Source organism: Acidobacteriota bacterium (genome assembly GCA_004299485.1).
Classification (GTDB): Bacteria; Acidobacteriota; Terriglobia; order Terriglobales; family SCQP01; genus SCQP01.
This window is the reverse complement of record SCQP01000002.1, coordinates 264,675-281,747: the sequence shown is the minus strand read 5'-3', so window position 1 is coordinate 281,747 and position 17,073 is coordinate 264,675. Positions and strand designations below refer to the sequence as shown.

13 protein-coding genes are annotated in these 17,073 nt (G+C 63.7%); 2 read left to right on the top strand and 11 right to left on the bottom strand.

Annotated features, from left to right (window positions below):
- Positions 1 to 11 precede the first annotated feature (11 nt).
- A complete protein-coding gene (locus EPN33_04140; GenBank protein TAN24016.1) occupies positions 12 to 1,514 on the bottom strand; it encodes a nodulation protein NfeD in 1,503 nt (500 codons plus the stop codon).
- A 1,143-nt stretch (positions 1,515 to 2,657) separates the two neighbouring features.
- Here EPN33_04140 and EPN33_04135 point away from each other — a divergent pair.
- Positions 2,658 to 3,809: a PLP-dependent transferase gene (locus EPN33_04135; GenBank protein ID TAN24094.1), complete on the top strand. Its 1,152-nt coding sequence runs from the start codon at positions 2,658 to 2,660 to the stop codon at positions 3,807 to 3,809.
- Between the two features lie 46 nt (positions 3,810 to 3,855).
- Here the strand turns inward: EPN33_04135 and EPN33_04130 are convergent, their stop codons facing one another.
- The 3 genes from EPN33_04130 to folE all read right to left on the bottom strand — a co-directional run bounded on the left by EPN33_04130 (position 3,856) and on the right by folE (position 7,967).
- Entirely contained in the window at positions 3,856 to 4,065 is a 210-nt protein-coding gene (locus tag EPN33_04130; protein ID TAN24015.1) for a hypothetical protein, read from the bottom strand.
- 297 nt (positions 4,066 to 4,362) lie between these two features.
- Entirely contained in the window at positions 4,363 to 7,311 is a 2,949-nt protein-coding gene (locus EPN33_04125) for a hypothetical protein (protein ID TAN24014.1), read from the bottom strand.
- 68 nt (positions 7,312 to 7,379) lie between these two features.
- Positions 7,380 to 7,967, bottom strand: a complete 588-nt coding sequence (gene folE / locus EPN33_04120) for a GTP cyclohydrolase I FolE (GenBank protein TAN24013.1) — start codon at positions 7,965 to 7,967, stop codon at positions 7,380 to 7,382.
- A gap of 39 nt (positions 7,968 to 8,006) precedes the next feature.
- Between folE and EPN33_04115 the strand changes: the two genes are divergently transcribed.
- Positions 8,007 to 8,516 carry a TlpA family protein disulfide reductase gene (locus EPN33_04115; protein ID TAN24012.1) on the top strand — a complete coding sequence of 170 codons (510 nt, stop codon included), beginning with the start codon at positions 8,007 to 8,009 and terminating at the stop codon, positions 8,514 to 8,516.
- Positions 8,517 to 8,596: 80 nt separating this feature from the next.
- On the opposite strand, the gene glgC is transcribed toward EPN33_04115, so the two are convergent.
- The 7 genes from glgC to mrdA form a co-directional block, all read right to left on the bottom strand.
- Positions 8,597 to 9,871, bottom strand: a complete 1,275-nt coding sequence (gene glgC / locus EPN33_04110) for a glucose-1-phosphate adenylyltransferase (protein TAN24011.1) — start codon at positions 9,869 to 9,871, stop codon at positions 8,597 to 8,599.
- The gene (gene pdxT / locus EPN33_04105) at positions 9,871 to 10,461 is read right to left on the bottom strand and encodes a pyridoxal 5'-phosphate synthase glutaminase subunit PdxT (protein ID TAN24010.1); all 591 of its coding nucleotides are present in this window, start codon (positions 10,459 to 10,461) and stop codon (positions 9,871 to 9,873) included. The genes glgC and pdxT overlap by 1 nt, the downstream gene beginning before the upstream one ends.
- A gap of 6 nt (positions 10,462 to 10,467) precedes the next feature.
- Complete coding sequence (gene pdxS / locus EPN33_04100; protein ID TAN24093.1) at positions 10,468 to 11,307, bottom strand: pyridoxal 5'-phosphate synthase lyase subunit PdxS; 840 nt, start codon at positions 11,305 to 11,307, stop codon at positions 10,468 to 10,470.
- 46 nt (positions 11,308 to 11,353) lie between these two features.
- On the bottom strand, positions 11,354 to 11,596 hold the full coding sequence (locus EPN33_04095; protein ID TAN24009.1) for a hypothetical protein: 243 nt from the start codon (positions 11,594 to 11,596) through the stop codon (positions 11,354 to 11,356).
- A 78-nt stretch (positions 11,597 to 11,674) separates the two neighbouring features.
- Complete coding sequence (locus EPN33_04090; GenBank protein ID TAN24008.1) at positions 11,675 to 14,062, bottom strand: Rne/Rng family ribonuclease; 2,388 nt, start codon at positions 14,060 to 14,062, stop codon at positions 11,675 to 11,677.
- Between the two features lie 81 nt (positions 14,063 to 14,143).
- Positions 14,144 to 15,220 carry a rod shape-determining protein RodA gene (gene rodA / locus EPN33_04085; protein ID TAN24007.1) on the bottom strand — a complete coding sequence of 359 codons (1,077 nt, stop codon included), beginning with the start codon at positions 15,218 to 15,220 and terminating at the stop codon, positions 14,144 to 14,146.
- Positions 15,217 to 17,073: a penicillin-binding protein 2 gene (mrdA, locus tag EPN33_04080; protein ID TAN24006.1), complete on the bottom strand. Its 1,857-nt coding sequence runs from the start codon at positions 17,071 to 17,073 to the stop codon at positions 15,217 to 15,219. The genes rodA and mrdA overlap by 4 nt, the downstream gene beginning before the upstream one ends.

The window sequence follows — 17,073 nt, the reverse complement described above, 5'->3', positions numbered from 1 at the left end:
TCTCGATGATTCTACTCCGCTACAGCTTCTACCTCTAGTTTCAAGCCGTGTACCGCCAAAACGCGGATGGGCTGGCCCGGGGCGACGGGCGTGCGGGCACTGGCTGTCCAGCGCTCGCCATGCACCAGGACGGTTCCCTGGAGGGCCAGGGCGGTCAAGGCGAGGCCGAGTTCGCCCCGCAGGCCTTGCGCGCCGGTGACGACACGGCGACGCTGCGCCTGGACGACTAAATGCACCAGAAAGAGCGAAACCACTCCAAAGCCGATGGCGACGCCGAGGGCGGCGCTGAGATCGACACGCATGGCCGGAATCGGAGAATTCACCAGCAGGACGCCGCCGAGGGCGAGGGCGATGACGCCGCCGACGGCGAGAATGCCGTGGGTGGGGAACCTGGCCTCGAGCACAAAGAGGACGAAAGCGACGATGATCAAGCCAGCGCCGGACCAGTTGATAGGCAGCAACGATAGCGCGAAGAGCGAGAAGACGATCAAAATGAGGCCGATAACGCCTGGGGCGAAGGCGCCGGGGTGGGTGAACTCGATGTAAATCAGCAGCGCGCCGATGGCCAGCAGGATAAACGCCAGGCTGGCGCTGGTATCGAGCACGCGCTCACGGAGACTCATGGAGAAAGCCTCCTGCGGGCCGGTGAGCTGTAGGGTTTGCTGCTGGCCATTGATGCGGGTGATGGTGGTGCGATTGAGTTGCGCCAGCAGATGGGGCAGGTCGGGCGCCATGAGATTGATTAGATTGTCTTTCAGCGCCTCCTGATCGGTGAAGGAGAGACTTTGCAGCACCCCCTTCTGGGCCAGCTCGACGTTGCGATGCCGGCGCGAGGCCAGGCTGCGGATGTAGGCGGCGGCATCATTTTGCATTTTTTCGGCTTCGATTTTGCCGACGGTCGCGCCCAGCACGACCGGATGCGCCGCGCCGGTGTTGGTGCCCGGCGCCATAGCAGCGACATCACAGCTCAGCAGGATATAAAAGCCGGCCGAAGCCGAGCGCGCGCCGCTGGGCGCTACGTAGCCAATGACGGGCACGGGCGAAGACAGAATCGCCTGAATGATGTTGCGCATTGCGGTGCCGAGGCCGCCGGGCGTGCCCAGCTCCAGAACCACCGCGGCGGCATGCCGCTGGGCGGCGGAGTGAATGCCGCGGACGACGTACTCGGCGCTGATGGTATTGACGGTGTCATGCAGGTCGATGATGACTACAGGGTCCAGGGACGAGGGGTCAGGGGCCCGGGAAGGCTCGGATGCCAGCCGAGCGGAGGGAGCAAGCGCCCCGAGCGCACCGACCGTGACCAGGAGAATTCCCGCGACGACGCCGAGCAGCCAGAGGTAGTTATCGGTTCGGCTTCTGGCCCCTGGCCCCTGGCCCCTGACCGCTGACCTTAAGCTTCTGCTCGAGTTGCTGCGCTTGCGCATTTTTCGGATCGGCGGCCAGAGCTGCCGCCGCCTCCTTGGCCGCTCGTACGCTATCGTGGCGAGCATACCAAATTGCGGCCAGGCCCGCATGGGCCGTACCGAGAGCCTGGGGCTGCGGTGCCGCGCCGGCGGCTGCCAGGGCAATCACTTTCTGAAACGCATCGGCGGCGGCGGCCCAGCCACCCTGATCGAGGAGACGCTCGCCGGTTTGCAGCTCGTAGCGGACCTGTTCCGATGCGGACATGCCGGCAAGCTTGTTGGCATCGAAACGGGTGACCACATGCTGAAGCTGTAGGAACTCCTCGGCGGGAAATTCGGTTTCCAGTGCGCCGGGATGGGGGTTGCCCTGGGCGGCAGCTTTGGTGATGGCGAGGTTGTGCACAACGGCGGGCAGAGGGAGGGTTTTTTCGACTTCCTGCCACTGCTGCATGGCCTTAGCGTAATGGCCCAGGCCATATTCAGCGAGGCCGGCGGTGAAAGCGGCTTGGGGATAATCGGGCGAAGAAGCCGGGATCTTTTCCAGCTCGGAAGCCGCGGGCGCATCCATTACGGCGCGAAAATAGGCCTGGCCCAAGGCAAGCAGAATGCGGTCGTCGTTGGGAGCCAACTGTTCGGCCACGCGCAGCAGTTGCACCTGGTCGCTGGGCTTGGTGGCCAAGCCCGAGCGCACGAAATCCTCGTAGGCGCTGATGGGCATCGCCGGATCGGGCGCGGGCTTCGGTAATGTTACCGCAACCGGATCGACTTGCTGGCGCAGGGACCAACCCAAGGTTGCCTCCAAGGCCTGAAGGGAGCGCAGCGGCCCCTTTACCGGCGCGAGGTCCACGAGGTGCTCGCGTTGCAGATCGACAAGCGCGGCCGTGGCGGAAAGCTGCTCGCCGTCATAGTCGAACGAACCCAACACTAGCCAGCGTGCGTCGGCGTCCTGCGCCAGGCGCATGAGCGAGGCATGGCTGAGATCGACGCCTTCGGGAGCACCCAGAATCGCCCGGGCGCGGAGGCGGTCGGCGCGGGTCAGCACCATAAGGCCGGCGCCGCGCAGGGCGCGGCGGAAGGCGACGACAAAGCTTTCGCCCATCCAGCCGAGATTGGTGTCGCCGGAGCGGTTGCGGAAGGGGATGACCAGACAGCGGGCGCCAGCGCCACTGTCGCTTGCGGGTTTTGGCGACTGGGCCGCGGCGGTCACCAGTGCCAATCCCAGGAATATGGGTAAAAGGCGCTTCAACAGCTACAATTATAGGCGTGACCCCACTTGGATTTTCCTCACGCGCCATTCATATAGGACAAACGCCTGATCCTTCGACTGGCGCGGTCAACGTGCCCATCTTTGCCAGCTCAACCTACGTGCAGGCGGCAATTGGCGAAAACAAAGGTTATGAGTATTCGCGCGTCAGCAATCCCACGCGCACCGCGCTGGAGACGAACCTGGCCGCGGTCGCCGGCAGCCACAGCGCGCATGTATTTGCCAGCGGCATGGCGGCGATTCACGCGGTGCTGATGCGGCTTTCGGCCGGAGACCATGTGATCTGCGGCAGCAACGTCTACGGCGGTACACCCCGGCTGTTCAATCAGGTGCTGGCGCGGTTTGGCCTGCGCTTCAGCTACGTGGACACGCGCGAGCCGGAACGCATCGAAAAAGCATTTGAGGCGAAAACACGGCTGGTGTTTGTCGAGACGCCGACGAATCCGCTGATGGAGCTGTGCGATTTGCGTGCCTGCGCCACCATCGCGCACAAGCACGGCGCGGAACTCGCGGTCGACAACACGTTTATGAGTCCGTATTTTCAACAGCCGCTGGCGCTAGGCGCGGACCTGGAAGTACATTCGACGACAAAGTTTCTGAACGGCCACAGCGACGGGCTGGGCGGAGTGGTGATGGCGTCAAACGAGAAGCAGGCCGAGGACTTCCGCTTTCTGCAGAAAGCCAGCGGCGCGATTCTGAGCCCGTTCGAATGCTTCCTGCTACTGCGGGGCGTCAAGACGCTGGCGGTGCGCATGCGGCAGCACGATGCCAATGGACGGCGGTTGGCGGCATGGCTGACGCGGCAGCCGCAGGTGAAGGCGGTTTACTATCCGGGACTGGAAAGCCATCCGCAACATGCGCTGGCCAGCAAGCAAATGTCAGGCTTCGGATCGATGATCACCCTCGAAACCGGCTCGTTTGACAACGCCCAGAAGATCCTGCGCAAGGTGCGGCTGTGCTCGCTAGCGGAGAGTCTGGGCGGAGTGGAAACGCTGATTTCGCACCCGGCAACGATGACCCACGCCGCCATCGGTGCCGAAGGACGCGCGGCCATTGGCATCACCGACGGCATGGTGCGGCTATCGGTCGGCATCGAAGAAGCCGAAGACATCGAAGCCGACCTCGCGCAGGCGCTCGCATAAGCGATCAGCAATCAGCGATCAACTTGGGCCGCCCCGACCACCGGAGCTACGCCGCGCGACCTGGTGCCATGGGCTCCCGGCCGATGGCGGACAGGAAATCGCGAACGTCCGATCCCTCAATGTCCTTCGAATTGCCGTCGGAAAAGTGCAGCTCGATCTTGTGGTCGTTCTCGATCTCGTAGTAGCAGACTTGATCGAGGCAGTAGGTGATTTTGGCGCTAGTCGCCGTAATGAAGCGGTCGGGATTCACGGTCATAAATACCCCCGCGTTTATGGATGCCGTGCCCTCGGCGGCGCGTTGCCGCGCTCGTGGACCAGCCCAGGATTCGCGGGAGGCCTCCGATAGGCATCTCGCCTGCTATCCCGGCGAACGCGAGCAAGCACGCGGTGATGAACCAGGTGCGGCGACCGCGTGGCGAAATCGCTGCGCTGATGCGGCAGGCACAGCGGGAGGATGCGGAAGAAGATGGCCGTTATGGCGTGGGAGGCGCGGCTCGCGACGGTCGCACGTTCTCGCTTCTGTCGTTATCCACTCATTCTTCCGCGCATACTCCTAGGGGGTGGTCAGAGTCAGTATGATTGGTACCGAGGCGGTCAGCTTATCAACGGTGGCTGTCACTTCCAGATCGTAAGTGCTCACCTGAGGAGGCGGCGCTACCGGTTTGGGCGGTGGGGCGACCGCGGGCGCGCCCCCACAGCCGGCCAGCGTTAGAGCCAGAACCGCGAAGGCGAGCGTGCGCCGCCGGCGGCGCAGGCAGACGGCGGCCAGGATCAGCAAGACCAGGCTCCAGGCGAATGGCAACCAAGGCGGCGGGCGGCGGCCTTGCGGGAGGAGGAGACGGCTGCCCGCAGCTCTCGCTGCCGCCATCGCAAACTGAACCTGGGTGGGGTCACCGCTGGCGGCCAGGGCGACGGAACTGGGTTGAAACTGCGGTGAAAGACTCGCGGGCAAAGAGGTCCCATCGGCCTGGCGAACCGAAAAAGCAACTGGGCCATTCAGGCCATTCTCCGGAATCAGGCTGAGCGGAATGGACGCGCTGGTTGTTCCCGCAGTGACACTGAGCGTGGGGTTGGGCGCAGCGAAACTAAAGGCTTCGAGGGAGAGCGTTGCGGACACGGTATGCTGCCGGCCCAGCGCAGCCGAACTGCCCACCACCTCGACCAGCAGCGAAGCCTGGTTGGCGGGAGCGGAGATGGTGATGCTGGCGCCGCCCCCAGGCGAGATGGTCGCCGGCGAAATCGAGCACGCGGTAGCGGGTTGCTCACAGAGAAGCGAAACCGGCTGATTGAAGCCGCCTTGGCTGGTGACGCTGACCGTCAAAGTGGCGAGCTGCCCCGGGGGCACGGGACTGACGGGCGCCGAAATCGCAAGCGAAAAATCGGGCGGCACGAGAGCCGTTTCCGTCCAGGTCAGTGGCGGCAGGCCGGAACTCGTCGCCGTCAACGTGATGGTGCCCGGCGCCGAAGGGAGCGTAACTTGAGTTTGGATTTGACCGTTGGAGCCGGTATTGCCGCTCGCAGGATTGAACTGCCCGCCGGTAAACGCGACATTGACACCGGGAACAGGATTGCCATAGGCATCGTCGGCCTCAGTCACGATCGGGGTTGTGAGCAGATCGCCAGCAACTTCCGACTGACCGGCGCCGCTGAGGAGGATAAGCTTTTCTGCGGGCGCCGGCGAAACGGAGAGCATCGCTTGCGCCTGGTATTGTGAGTTGGCGGAATCCGATACCAGGACAGTGACCGCGCCGGCTTGGGTGGGCGTGAAGCTGGCTTGTGCCACGCCATTGGCGCTAGTCACAGCAGTCGAAGACCAAAGGGAGCGGTTATTCTCGCTGGCGGCGAACCTGACGGTTGCGCCGGAGTCGGGTGCACCGCCCGACTCCACCGTCGCCTGCACCGTCACCGCTGTGCCCGCAGCCGCGCTGGCGGGCGCGGAGATCGAAACGACTTCTGCCGGAGGCGGAACGAAACTCGCGGTCCAGATGCCCCGGCCCAGGGTCGCCACCCAAAGCGTCTGGCTCGTATCAAAGGCCAGCGCGGTGACGGGCGCGCCGCCATCGGGCAGCCGGACCGCGCTCGACCAGGTGGTCCCGTAATCTTCCGACCATTGCAGGCCGGCACCGCCGGCGGCCACGACTAACCCCGGCCAGGAGGCTTCGAGGGCCAAGGCAACGACAGGCGATGCAAGGGTTGCCGTTTGCTGCCAGCTCGCACCGGCATCGGCGCTGCGGTAGATCGCGGCGCCGCAGACAACCCAGCGGTAGGTGCCTTGCACTGCAAGAGCAGTCACCGGCCCGGCACAAACCTGATCGCTGGTTCCGCCCGGTGCGACGAGGCTGCCGCTGCTGGTTCCGATCCAGAGGCCCGCCGAGGCGGCCAGCGCCGTGGGCGTGGCGCCGCCACTGAAGGTTATAGCGAGCGGCGACCAGGAGACGCCGGCATTGGACGACTGCCAGAGCGCCCCGCCGCCGATGGCGGTCAGGACGCCGCCGGACTGCACCAACGCCGTCAGTTTGGACGTACTCTCGCTCGATTCATTCCATGCCGTTGCGGTGCCGCTGGCGAATTGGCCGTCATCCAGGGTAGCCATTACACCTGCCGTGTCCAGGACGAGACCCAGAGGCGCGGCATTGGCCAAGCCGGAATTTTCATCGGATAAACCAGTGGCAGGCTGCCACGCCCAAAGGCCCTGGCTAACTGCGATCCAGAGGACGCCATCGGAGGTGACTGCCAGCGCCAGCGCCGGTTCCCCGGGTAAAGGCGGGAGCAAAGAAACTTCGGTTGCGGCGCCGGCCGTGGTCACTGTCCACAGCGAGCTGCTGCTATCGGCATTGGTCAGCACCAGAGCGAAGCCGCCGCTGGGTGCAGGCGCAGCGGCAGCATACGCCCAGCTTGCCGGCAAGCCTGTCACCGGCAGCGGTGCGGAAGCCAGCGGAAGCGGCAGTTCCACCGGCGCTGCGCCGATCAGCAGGATCGCGCTTCCCTGCTGGGCCATGCTGGCGTAATTGCCGGCTAACGCCAGGCTCCAGGTGGCGCCCGCATCGCTCGAATCATACAGTCCGGAGGAAGTGAGAGCGAACAACTGGCTGCCATAGGAGGCGAGGGAACGAATCGGGAAACCGCCCAGGCCGGCCGCAACGAGCGCAGTCCAGGTTTGGCCGCCATCACTACTGGCGATCATGCCGGTTTGCGTGCCGGCGTAGACGGCACCCGGCGCGCCCCCCACCGCCAGCGCGGTGATGGGCGCGCCCTCAGGGGTCGGCGTCCAGACACCGCTCTGCAAGATCCAGATGCCTCCGTCGCCTGCGGCAAAGATGAGCGGCGTTCCCGCGGCGCTGGTTGAGGCTGCAACCGCGTCCAGAGGACCGCCCAGCATGGTCTGCGCTGGGCTCGTGCGGCTGAGCTGCTTCGGGCCAGCCCAAGTCCAGGTGGGTGACTGCGCCGGCGCTGCAACCGCCAACAGTGCGAGGACACCGATGCCGAGAGCCCAATTCCGCATATGACTTCCGGAATGGGGACCAGATTAGAGATTCAGGTGGGCGGCGGGTATCCCACAAATGCGGGGGGCTAGTTCCGCTCTGGGCTGTTATTGCGGATGAGCGAGAGGAACTCGCTACGGGTCTCGGCGCAGGTGCGAAACAGGCCCAGCATGTGGCTGGTCACTGCGGAGGAGTGCTGCTTTTCCACCCCGCGCATCATCATGCACAGGTGCCGGGCTTCGATCACCACCCCGACGCCGCGCGGCTGAATCCAATCCTGCAAGGTTTCGGCAATTTGGGTGGTGAGGCGCTCCTGCACTTGCAGGCGGCGGGCAAAGGCGTCCACAAGACGGGGGATTTTGCTCAGCCCCAGCACCTTGCCCTTGGGCAGATACGCCACATGGCAGCGGCCAAAAAACGGCAGCAAGTGGTGCTCGCAGAGGCTGAACACCTCGATGTCGCGCACGATGACCATCTCGTCGTAATCCACCGTGAACAGCGCACTACTGAGAATGGCGTTCAGGTCGGTGCGGTAACCGCTGGTCAGGTAGGCCATGGCCTTGGCATAACGCTCCGGGGTCTGCTGCAGGCCTTCGCGACTGGGATCTTCGCCCAACTGCTCCAGCAGGGAGCGGACCAAGTCTGTATTTGCCCTGGGCGCAAGTTCGGTAGGCATATCGCTATTGTATTCTGAGATTTGCGACGAACTCTGCAAATGGCACTCGCGACAGCCGCACTGCTGAGCCTGGTTGGGCTGAGTGGCTGCAGCTCGCGCGCGCGGCTGGGCCAAACGGTGCCCAGCTTTCAGCTTAGATTGCTGAACGGCAAGGAAGTTACGCTGGCGAGCTATCGCGGCCGGGTGTTGGTGCTGAATTTCTGGGCGAGCTGGTGTCCGCCCTGCGTTGAGGAGACGCCGGCGCTGAACACCATGGCGCAGCAGCTCCCCTCGAGCCAAGTCGTTGTGCTGGGTGTGTCGATTGATGAAGATCCGGTGGCCTATCGCACCTTTCTGGAGCGCTACCACATCCGCTATCCTACTGCGCGCGACCCTTCGCAGAAGGTGATGCACCGCTATGGAACACGGCAGATTCCCGAGACCTACATCATTGGTCCCAATGGCCGGTTAGTGCGCAAACTGGTGAGCGTGGCCAACTGGACCTCGCCGGATATGATTGCCTTCCTGCAGCGCCTGGCGCGGTCGGAGCGGCAGACCGCCCGCCAATAGCCAGGCGCTCGTCGGCGATCAGCCATCAGCCATCAGCCGGAGGCGGCCGGACATGGCTGAACGCTGATCGCTGACAGCCACTAGCGGTAGCGGACGCGGCTCTCTGGCGTTTCCGGGGCCTTGGGCACGATAGTAATGCCGCTCGGGTCGCGGGTGTAGCCCAATTCCTGATCGTGCTGGGGATCGACACCGACGGTATCGCCAGGCGCGATGTGCGCGTTTTTGTCGACGATGGCGCGGTGCAGACGGGCGCCGCGGCCGATTACGGCGTTATCCATGACCACGCATTCGGTAACCTCGGCGCGTTCGTCCACCACGACGTTGTGGCCCAGAACGGAATCCTTCACGAAGCCGCCGGCCAGGATGCAACCGCCCGAAATCAGCGATTGCAGGGCCAGACCGCGCCGGCCGTCCTCGTCAAAAACAAATTTGGCCGGCGGCTGGTTGAAATTGGCGCTCATGATGGGCCAGGACCAGTTGAACAGGTTCAACTCCGGGGTGACGCTGCGCAGGTCCATGTTGGCTTCAAAGTAGGCCGGGATGGTGCCGACGTCGCGCCAGTACGGCCGTTCGTGGCCGAAACCGTGATGCACCGGCAAACGGTTGCTGAAAAAATCGTAGGCGTAGACGCGGCGCGAGGTGGCCATGGCGGGCAGGATCGAGCGGCCAAAATCGTGGGCACCGGGGCGGCTGGCGTCATCGAGCAGCACATCGACCAATACCCGCGTATCGAAAATATAGTTGCCCATCGAGGCCAGGACGCGGTCGCGGTCGCCGGGAATGCGGGGCGCGGCTTCCGGCGCGGGCTTCTCGACGAAGGCGCGGATGCGGCCCTCGGTATCGGCTTCGGCGATGCCCAGACCGGGCGCCTGCTCCGCGGCCACCGGCATACAGGCGACGGTGGCCTCGGCGCCGTGCTCGAAATGGAAGTCCACCATCTGGCCGATATTCATCTTGTAGATATGATCGGCGCCAAAGACGGCAACGGCATCGGCGCCATATTGCTCGATGAGATTGAGGTTCTGATAGATGGCGTCGGCGGTGCCACGATACCAGAGATTGCCAAGCTGCATCTGCGCCGGAACGATGGTGGCAAACGAGTCCTGGCCACCACCGACAAACCACCAGGCCCGCTGCACATGGCTGATGAGCGACTGCGCCTTGTATTGCGTCAGGATGTAAATGGCGGTGATGCCGGAATTGACCAGGTTGCTGAGGACAAAATCAATAATGCGATAACGCCCGCCGAAGGGCACTGCGGGCTTGGAGCGGAAGCGCGTGAGCGGCTGCAGCCGGTCGCCCCGTCCGCCCGCCAACACGAGAGCGAGGACGCGGCGATGAGGGTGCAGGGGCATTACGCGGATTTTAGCAGCTTACAGAACCAGCGATGCACCTGCGATCGCGGCGAGAGTTCCGGATGAAAGCTCGCGGCGATCCAATTGCCTTGCTGCAACAGAACTGGCAGGCCTTCGGCGCGCGCCACCACCTGGACCGCAGGCCCCAGCTCCTCGAACTGCGGAGCACGGATCAGAACTGCCTCGAGTTGCTTCGCGCCGAGCGTCTCCTGAAACGCGGGATCGACCTCGGCGGTACGAATGGAGCTTTCGCGCTGGCGGCCGTAGGCATTGCGCACCACGGTCACGTCCAGCAGGCCAAGGGAAGGCTGTTCGGGCGCACGCACGCGCTTAGCCAGTAGAATGGCGCCCGCGCAGGTCGCCAGGGTGGGCAGGCGGCTGGCCGCCTCGCGCAGCTTCTGATCGAAACCGTTCTCGGCGAGGAAGTTCAGCATGGTGGTGCTCTCGCCGCCGGGCAGCACCAGCCCGGCAAGGTCCTTCAAATCCGCAGAGCGCTTCACCCACACGACTTCGCAGCCTTCGCGGCGCAAGGCATCGCCATGGGCGGCAAAATCGCCCTGCAGGGCCAGGACGCCAATTTTCGGAGACACCGGGACTTACCAGCCCCGCGTCTGGAGCTGCTCCTCCACGGGCATGGCGGCAGCGTTGATGCCACGCATGGGTTCGCCGAGGTCTTCGCAGACTTCGAGCAGTACCTTGGGATCGCGGAAATGCGTGGCGGCGCGCACGATGGCGTGGGCACGCGCAGCGGGATCCTCGGATTTAAAAATGCCGGAGCCGACGAACACCGCCTCGGCGCCAAGCTGCATCACCAGCGCCGCATCGGCGGGAGTGGCGATGCCGCCGGCGGAGAAGTTCGGAACCGGCAGCTTCCCTTCCCGCGCCACCAGCCGTACCAACTCATAGGGCGCGGCCAATTCCTTGGCGCGGGCGAACAGTTCCTGCTCGCTCATGATGGTGAGCTGCTTCATCTCCTGCACGATGGTGCGGATATGGCGGACGGCGTGCACCACATCGCCGGTGCCGGCCTCGCCCTTGGTGCGGATCATGGCCGCGCCTTCGGCGATACGGCGCAGGGCTTCGCCCAGGTTGCGGGCGCCGCAAACAAAGGGCACGGTGAAGGCGTGCTTGTCGACGTGGTGTTGCTCGTCGGCCGGCGTGAGCACTTCGCTTTCATCGATGTAGTCGACACCCAGGGCTTCCAGAATCTGCGCCTCGACAAAATGGCCGATGCGGCACTTGGCCATGACCGGAATCGAGACGGTCTGCATGATCTCGCGGATCTTGCGGATCGAGGCCATGCGTGCCACACCGCCCTCTTTGCGGATGTCAGAGGGCACGCGCTCCAGCGCCATCACCGCGGTTGCGCCGGCGGCTTCGGCGATTTTGGCCTGCGCGGCGTCGGTGACGTCCATAATGACGCCGCCTTTGAGCATCTCTGCCAGACCGGTTTTCAGACGTAAATTAGTGGTTTCCACGGCTCTACTCCGAGAGAAAGAAGGCCTGCACTATCTCCGTATTCATGGTGTGCGCCACAGCCTGCGCCTGCTCGAGGGTTTCCGCATAGCGGCCTTCGCGCTTGGCCCGGTTACGGCCGGGGTGGTCGTCGTAGGCGGGACCCACAATCGGCAACTGATGCGGATCCTTAGTTTTCCATTCGTACACCTGACGGCCGGCCGCAATCGCGGCGCGCGCCGCCACAGGCTCCAGTTTCTCGATGAACATAAGAAAAAAGCTTACAGTTTACAGTTTACAGCTTACAGTTTGGCTTTCGCAGACGGAGAGGGATCGGGAGGCGCGGGATCAGTAAATCTCGAAGCGCTCCTGGTGGACTTGCGGATCGGGGCGCACCGAAATCGCCTTGCGCACCAAATCTTCCATCTCGCGCAAGCGCTGGGCGCTCTGCGCTTTCAGCAGCTTGGCGATTTCCGGGTTTACGCGCAGCACCAAATCGTCGCGCTCGATGGAGGGCGCCAGGCGCTTGACCTCGGAATAAATCTCATTGCAGACCGTCACCGGCGACTTCACCAGGCCGACTCCTTCGCAATAGGGACAGGGGCTGCCGAGGGTGCGTTCGAGGGACTGCTTGACGCGCTTACGGGTGAGCGCCACCAGACCGAAATCGTTGAAGGCCAGGACCTTGGAGGGCGCACGGTCGGCCCGCATGGCTTCATCGAGCGCCTGCAGCACCTTCTGACGGTTCTTGCGCTCGTCCATGTCGATGAAGTCGATGACGATAATGCCGCCCAGGTCGCGCAGTCGAATTTGGCGGACAATCTCCCTGATCGCTTCGACGTTGGTCTTGACGATGGTGTCTTCGAGGCGGTTGGATTTGCCCACGTATTTGCCGGTGTTGACGTCAATCGCCACCAATGCTTCGGTCTGATTGATGACGATGTAGCCGCCGGATTTGAGCCAAACCTTGCTGTGTAAGGCCTTGTTGATCTCTTCCTGCACGCCAAAGTGCTCGAACATCGGCTCCTCGCGCGTGTACAGGCGCAGCCGGTCGACCAACTGCGGCATGAACAGGCTCACGAATTTGGACACGCGCTGAAACTGCTCGTCCGCGTCGACCCAGATGTGGGTGAAGTCTTTCGAGAGCTGGTCGCGCAGGGTGCGCTCCACCAGATCGAGGTCGTGATGCAACAGGGCGGGCGAGCGCACACTGTCAAACTGCGTGCGCAGATCATTCCAGAGATTGGCCAGCAGCCGGATGTCGGCCCGCAGCTCTTCCTCGCTGGCGCCGGCGCCGGCGGTGCGGACGATGAAACCACCGGGCAGCTCCTGCGTATGTTCGAGAATGATGCGCTTCAGGCGGGCGCGTTCTTCGTCGGAGGCGATGCGGCGGGACACGCCGATGTGATGCACCGTCGGCATGTAGACGAGATAACGGCCGGGCAGCGCCAGATGACTGGTGATGCGCGCGCCTTTTTTGCCGATGGGCTCCTTGGCGATCTGGACCAGAATCTCCTGGCCTTCGTGCAGCAGGTCGCTGATCAGGCGGGACGATTCATTTTTGCCTTCGCGCGGCTCGCGCGTCACCGGCGCGGGCGCCGACGCCTCAGCCGGAGCAGCCGCAGCGCCGGTGGCAGGACCTTCGCCCCGGCGGCGGCGATGGCGACGTCCGCCACGGCGTTCGCGGCGCCGCTCCTCGTCGCCGCGCGCGGGCGCCTGCAAGCGGGCTTCGGGCTCGGGCGCGCGGACGGCGGCGCTGGCATCATCGCTGTCCCCAGGTTCCTGGCCGGGATCTTCCGCCTCGAACTCTTCACCAGCCTCGGCTACCTCCTCGGTTTCGTCTTCTTCCCCTTTCCCGGCTGCCAGCGGAGCATCGGGCTGGAACTGGTCTTCTTCCGCCTCTATGCCGGCGACCGCGGCAGCCATGGCATCGTCAGGCTCGGCTTCGCCACCGTTGGCTTCGATCTCAGCCAGCACCGGGGGCGTTACCACTTCCGGCTCGGCTTCTGGCTCGATGGCGGGTTCTTCAGGTGTTTGTTGGCGGTGGCGATACTTGGCCAGCGATTCCCCCGGCAGCACGAATGCCGCAGCGGATGCGGGCGCCGGCGCCGGAGGTTTTTCCGCTGGGCGCGCGGGCGCAGGCGCTGGCTCAACTTTCGCCTGCGGTGGCGGCAAGGGATGGCGATATTTGGCCAGCGACTCACCCGGCAGCACGAATGCCGCGGCCGCGGCAGGAGCCGCAGGCGCAGGTGCGTTCTCTTCCAGCGCAGCCGGCTCCGGTGCACCCGCATCGGAGGGGCGAGCGAATTTTTCTTCCGGAATACCGCTGCGGCCCCGGCGGCCGCGATGGCGCCCGCGGCGACCCCGGCGATCGTCGCGCAACTCGCCGCCTGCCGGCGCTTCCGGCGGTTCGGCTGCAGCAGAGGGTTCCGGCGGCCCGGCGGCCGGCCGCTCCAGTTGCGCCACCGCGCTTTCGGCCTCGCTGACGACGCGGTCGTACTCTTCGCTGTCTTCAAAAAAGTCGGAAACGTAGAGAAACGCGTCCCGCTCCAAGCCAATATCCACAAAGGCAGACTGCATGCCGGGCAGCACCCGCGTCACGCGACCCTTATAAATGGAACCGGCTAGCGAATACTCTTTTTCGCGTTCGTAATAGACTTCGGCAATTTCCCCATCTTCCGCCAGGGCCAAACGCGTTTCATGGGGGGTGGACGAAACATACAATTCCTTGTTCATTCGCTCCTCTCGAGCGGATCGCACCGCGGCGCTCCCAGCGCTCAGCAGGCGATCAAAAAGTCAAAAATACAGAAACGCTGCTCAGTTCACAAAGCGGGCCATGCGGATATTCATCACAATGCCCATAGCAATGAACACGAACAGCAACGACGATCCTCCGGAACTCATCAGCGGCAGCGGGATGCCGGTCACCGGCATGAAGCCCACCACCATACCCACGTTGACCAGGACGTGAAAAGTCAAAATCGCCACCACGCCCATCACCACCATGCCGGCGTATCGGTCCGGCGCCAAGTGCGCGTTCTGCATCAGCCGCAACAGCAGCAGCAGATACAGACCCAGCAGCAACAGCGCGCCGGCAAAGCCGTACTCTTCGGCAAAGGCGGCAAAAATAAAATCGGCCTGCGGAACCGGCAAAAATTGGCCCCGCGTCTGCGAACCCTGGGCCATACCCTGGCCCAAAACTCCTCCTGCACCTACTGCAATCTTGGACTGCAAAACCTGGTATCCGCTACCTAATGGATCCGCCTGGGGTTGCAAAAACCCGATGATACGGTCCCGTTGGTAGGGATGAAGCTCATGCCAGGCAATGGGCAACATCAGCAGGAAACCCAGTCCCAGCACCAGAACCTGGCGCCAGCGCAAGCCTCCCAGCAGCAAGCCCACAATGGCTACGGGAATGTAGGTGAGGGCCGTGCCCAAATCCGGCTCCAGCAGCACCAGCGCCGCTGGAATGCCGACCAGACCACCTACCTTCACCACATCGGACCAGGCGAGGGAAAGGCGGGCTGACCCGCAGTACCGCGCAACCACCACAATTATAACGATTTTGACGAATTCGGAAACCTGGAGGTGCGTTCCCGCCACTGGGATCCAGCGGCGGGAATGGAAAATCGCCCGCCCGACCACCAGCACCAGCCCCAACGCCGCCACGGAGGCCAAATAAAGCCAGGGGCTCGATTCCAGAATCAATTTGTAATCAATCCGGCTGAAGACCAGCAGCAAACCGATGCCGGCAATCAGGTAATAGACCTGCTTGATCCAGAGAGGGGCAAATCTGGTGGCAATGGTGGCGTTGTGAATTTCCAGGATGCCCAGCAGCGAAATGGCCAGCAGCAACGCCAGCAGCACCCAATCCAGATCCCGCCATTTGGTCATTGCGGTAATTGCCCGGGCGCCGTGGCCGTGTGGGCCGCGGTCGAATTGGAAGCGGTCTCGGTCGTCAGCAGCCCTTCTTTGGCTTCCGCCAGCCAGTAAGCCTGGACCACGCGGGCGGCGATGCGGGCCGCATAGGAGCTTTCATAGCCGCGCTGGAACAAGACGCAGACGGCGATTTGGGGATTTTGCAGGGGCGAGACGCCCACGAACCAGACATTGGGTGTGAAGCGGCTGGTGTTGCCGGTGAGGCGGCGCAGGGCCGCATCGGAGATGGTTTGCGCGGTTCCGGTTTTGCCCCCCCAACTCACGCCCACGAGATGCGCGCTGGCGGCGGTGCCGCCGGGTTCGGTCACGCCGCGCATGCCCGTCAGGATGTCACTGACCGTAATCGGACTGAGTGGCACGTTGAATCCTGCGGTGTTGGGAGCGTCCGCATCCAGGTGCGGGCGGGCAAAGTGGCCGCCACTGGCGATGCCGCCGGCCAGACGGGCCAATTGAATGGGAGTTGTGGTCACGGATCCCTGACCGATGGAAACATTGATGGTTTCACCGCGATACCAGGCGCGATGAAAGCGCCTCATCTGCCACGCCGGTGAGGGAATCTGGCCGGCCGCTTCATGGGGCAAGTCGATGCCGGTATGCTGACCCAGGCCGAGTTCGGTGGCGTACTGATCAATGGTCTGGATGCCGAGCTTGCTGCCGAGCGTGTAGAAATAGAAATCACACGAATGCGTGATGGCCTGGGCAATGTTGAGCACGCCGTGACCGTGGTGGGTTTCGGTGTAGATATAGCAACGATAGGGATGGCCGTAGTAGTAGAAGACGCCGGTGCAGTCGACGTTGAGATTCTCCGCAATGCCGGTCTGCAGCCCTGCGACCGACATCACCAGCTTGAAAACCGAGCCTGGTGCGAGCTGCGCCTGGATGGCCTTATCCATGAGCGGATGCTCGGGGTCGGTAATCCACCGCTGCCACTGTTGGGGCGAGACGCCCTGCACAAACGCATTGGGATCGAACGTCGGCCGGCTGACCAGCGCCAGCACCGCACCAGTGCGTGGATCGAGCGCGACTACTGCGCCCGGACGGTTGCCCATCGCCTCTTCCGCAGCCGTCTGCACGTCTTCGTCTATTGTCAGACGCAGATCGTGGCCGGAGATGGGGGGCTGCTCGGAAAGCTGGCCCATGACCTGGCCACGGCTGTTTACCAGCACCCGCCGCTCGCCATCCACGCCCGTGAGCCGCTTGTTATAGAAGGCCTCCAGACCCGACTGGCCGACCACTGCGCCCGGACGCAAATTGTCTGCGCGCACCTGGCGGGGCGTGGGCTCGCCGACATAGCCGATGAGATTGGCGGCGTAGCCATTCTTCGGGTAGAGACGGCGACTGGCCATCACCGGCTCCAGTTCCGGAAACTGATCGCGATGCGCGGCGATGAAGTCCTGGTCGGCCATGGTAATGTCCTGCTTGATGGGAATCGGTTGATAGGCAGGCGCGGATTCGTACTTGTCCATGGCGGCTTCGACATCGCTTAAAGGCACAAACAGCCCTTTGGCAATCGCGGGCAAATCGCCACGCCAGTGCTTATTCGCTTCCCGGACCAGGTAGGCGGTGAAGGAAGGATAATTACTCACGAGCAGGCGTCCGCGCCGGTCGTAGAGTCGTCCCCGGGGAGCAGGAACGGGAATGATGCGGACCCGGTTTTCGCGCGCCAGTTCGGCATATTTGACGCCGTTTAAAATCTGCAGTTGCCACAGGCCGCCGGCCAGGGCGATGAAGCCGATCAGGATGCAGACCTGCACCAGCCGCATGCGGCCTTCTGGCAGCTTGTCTTTACGATCGAGAATCTCCGCCAT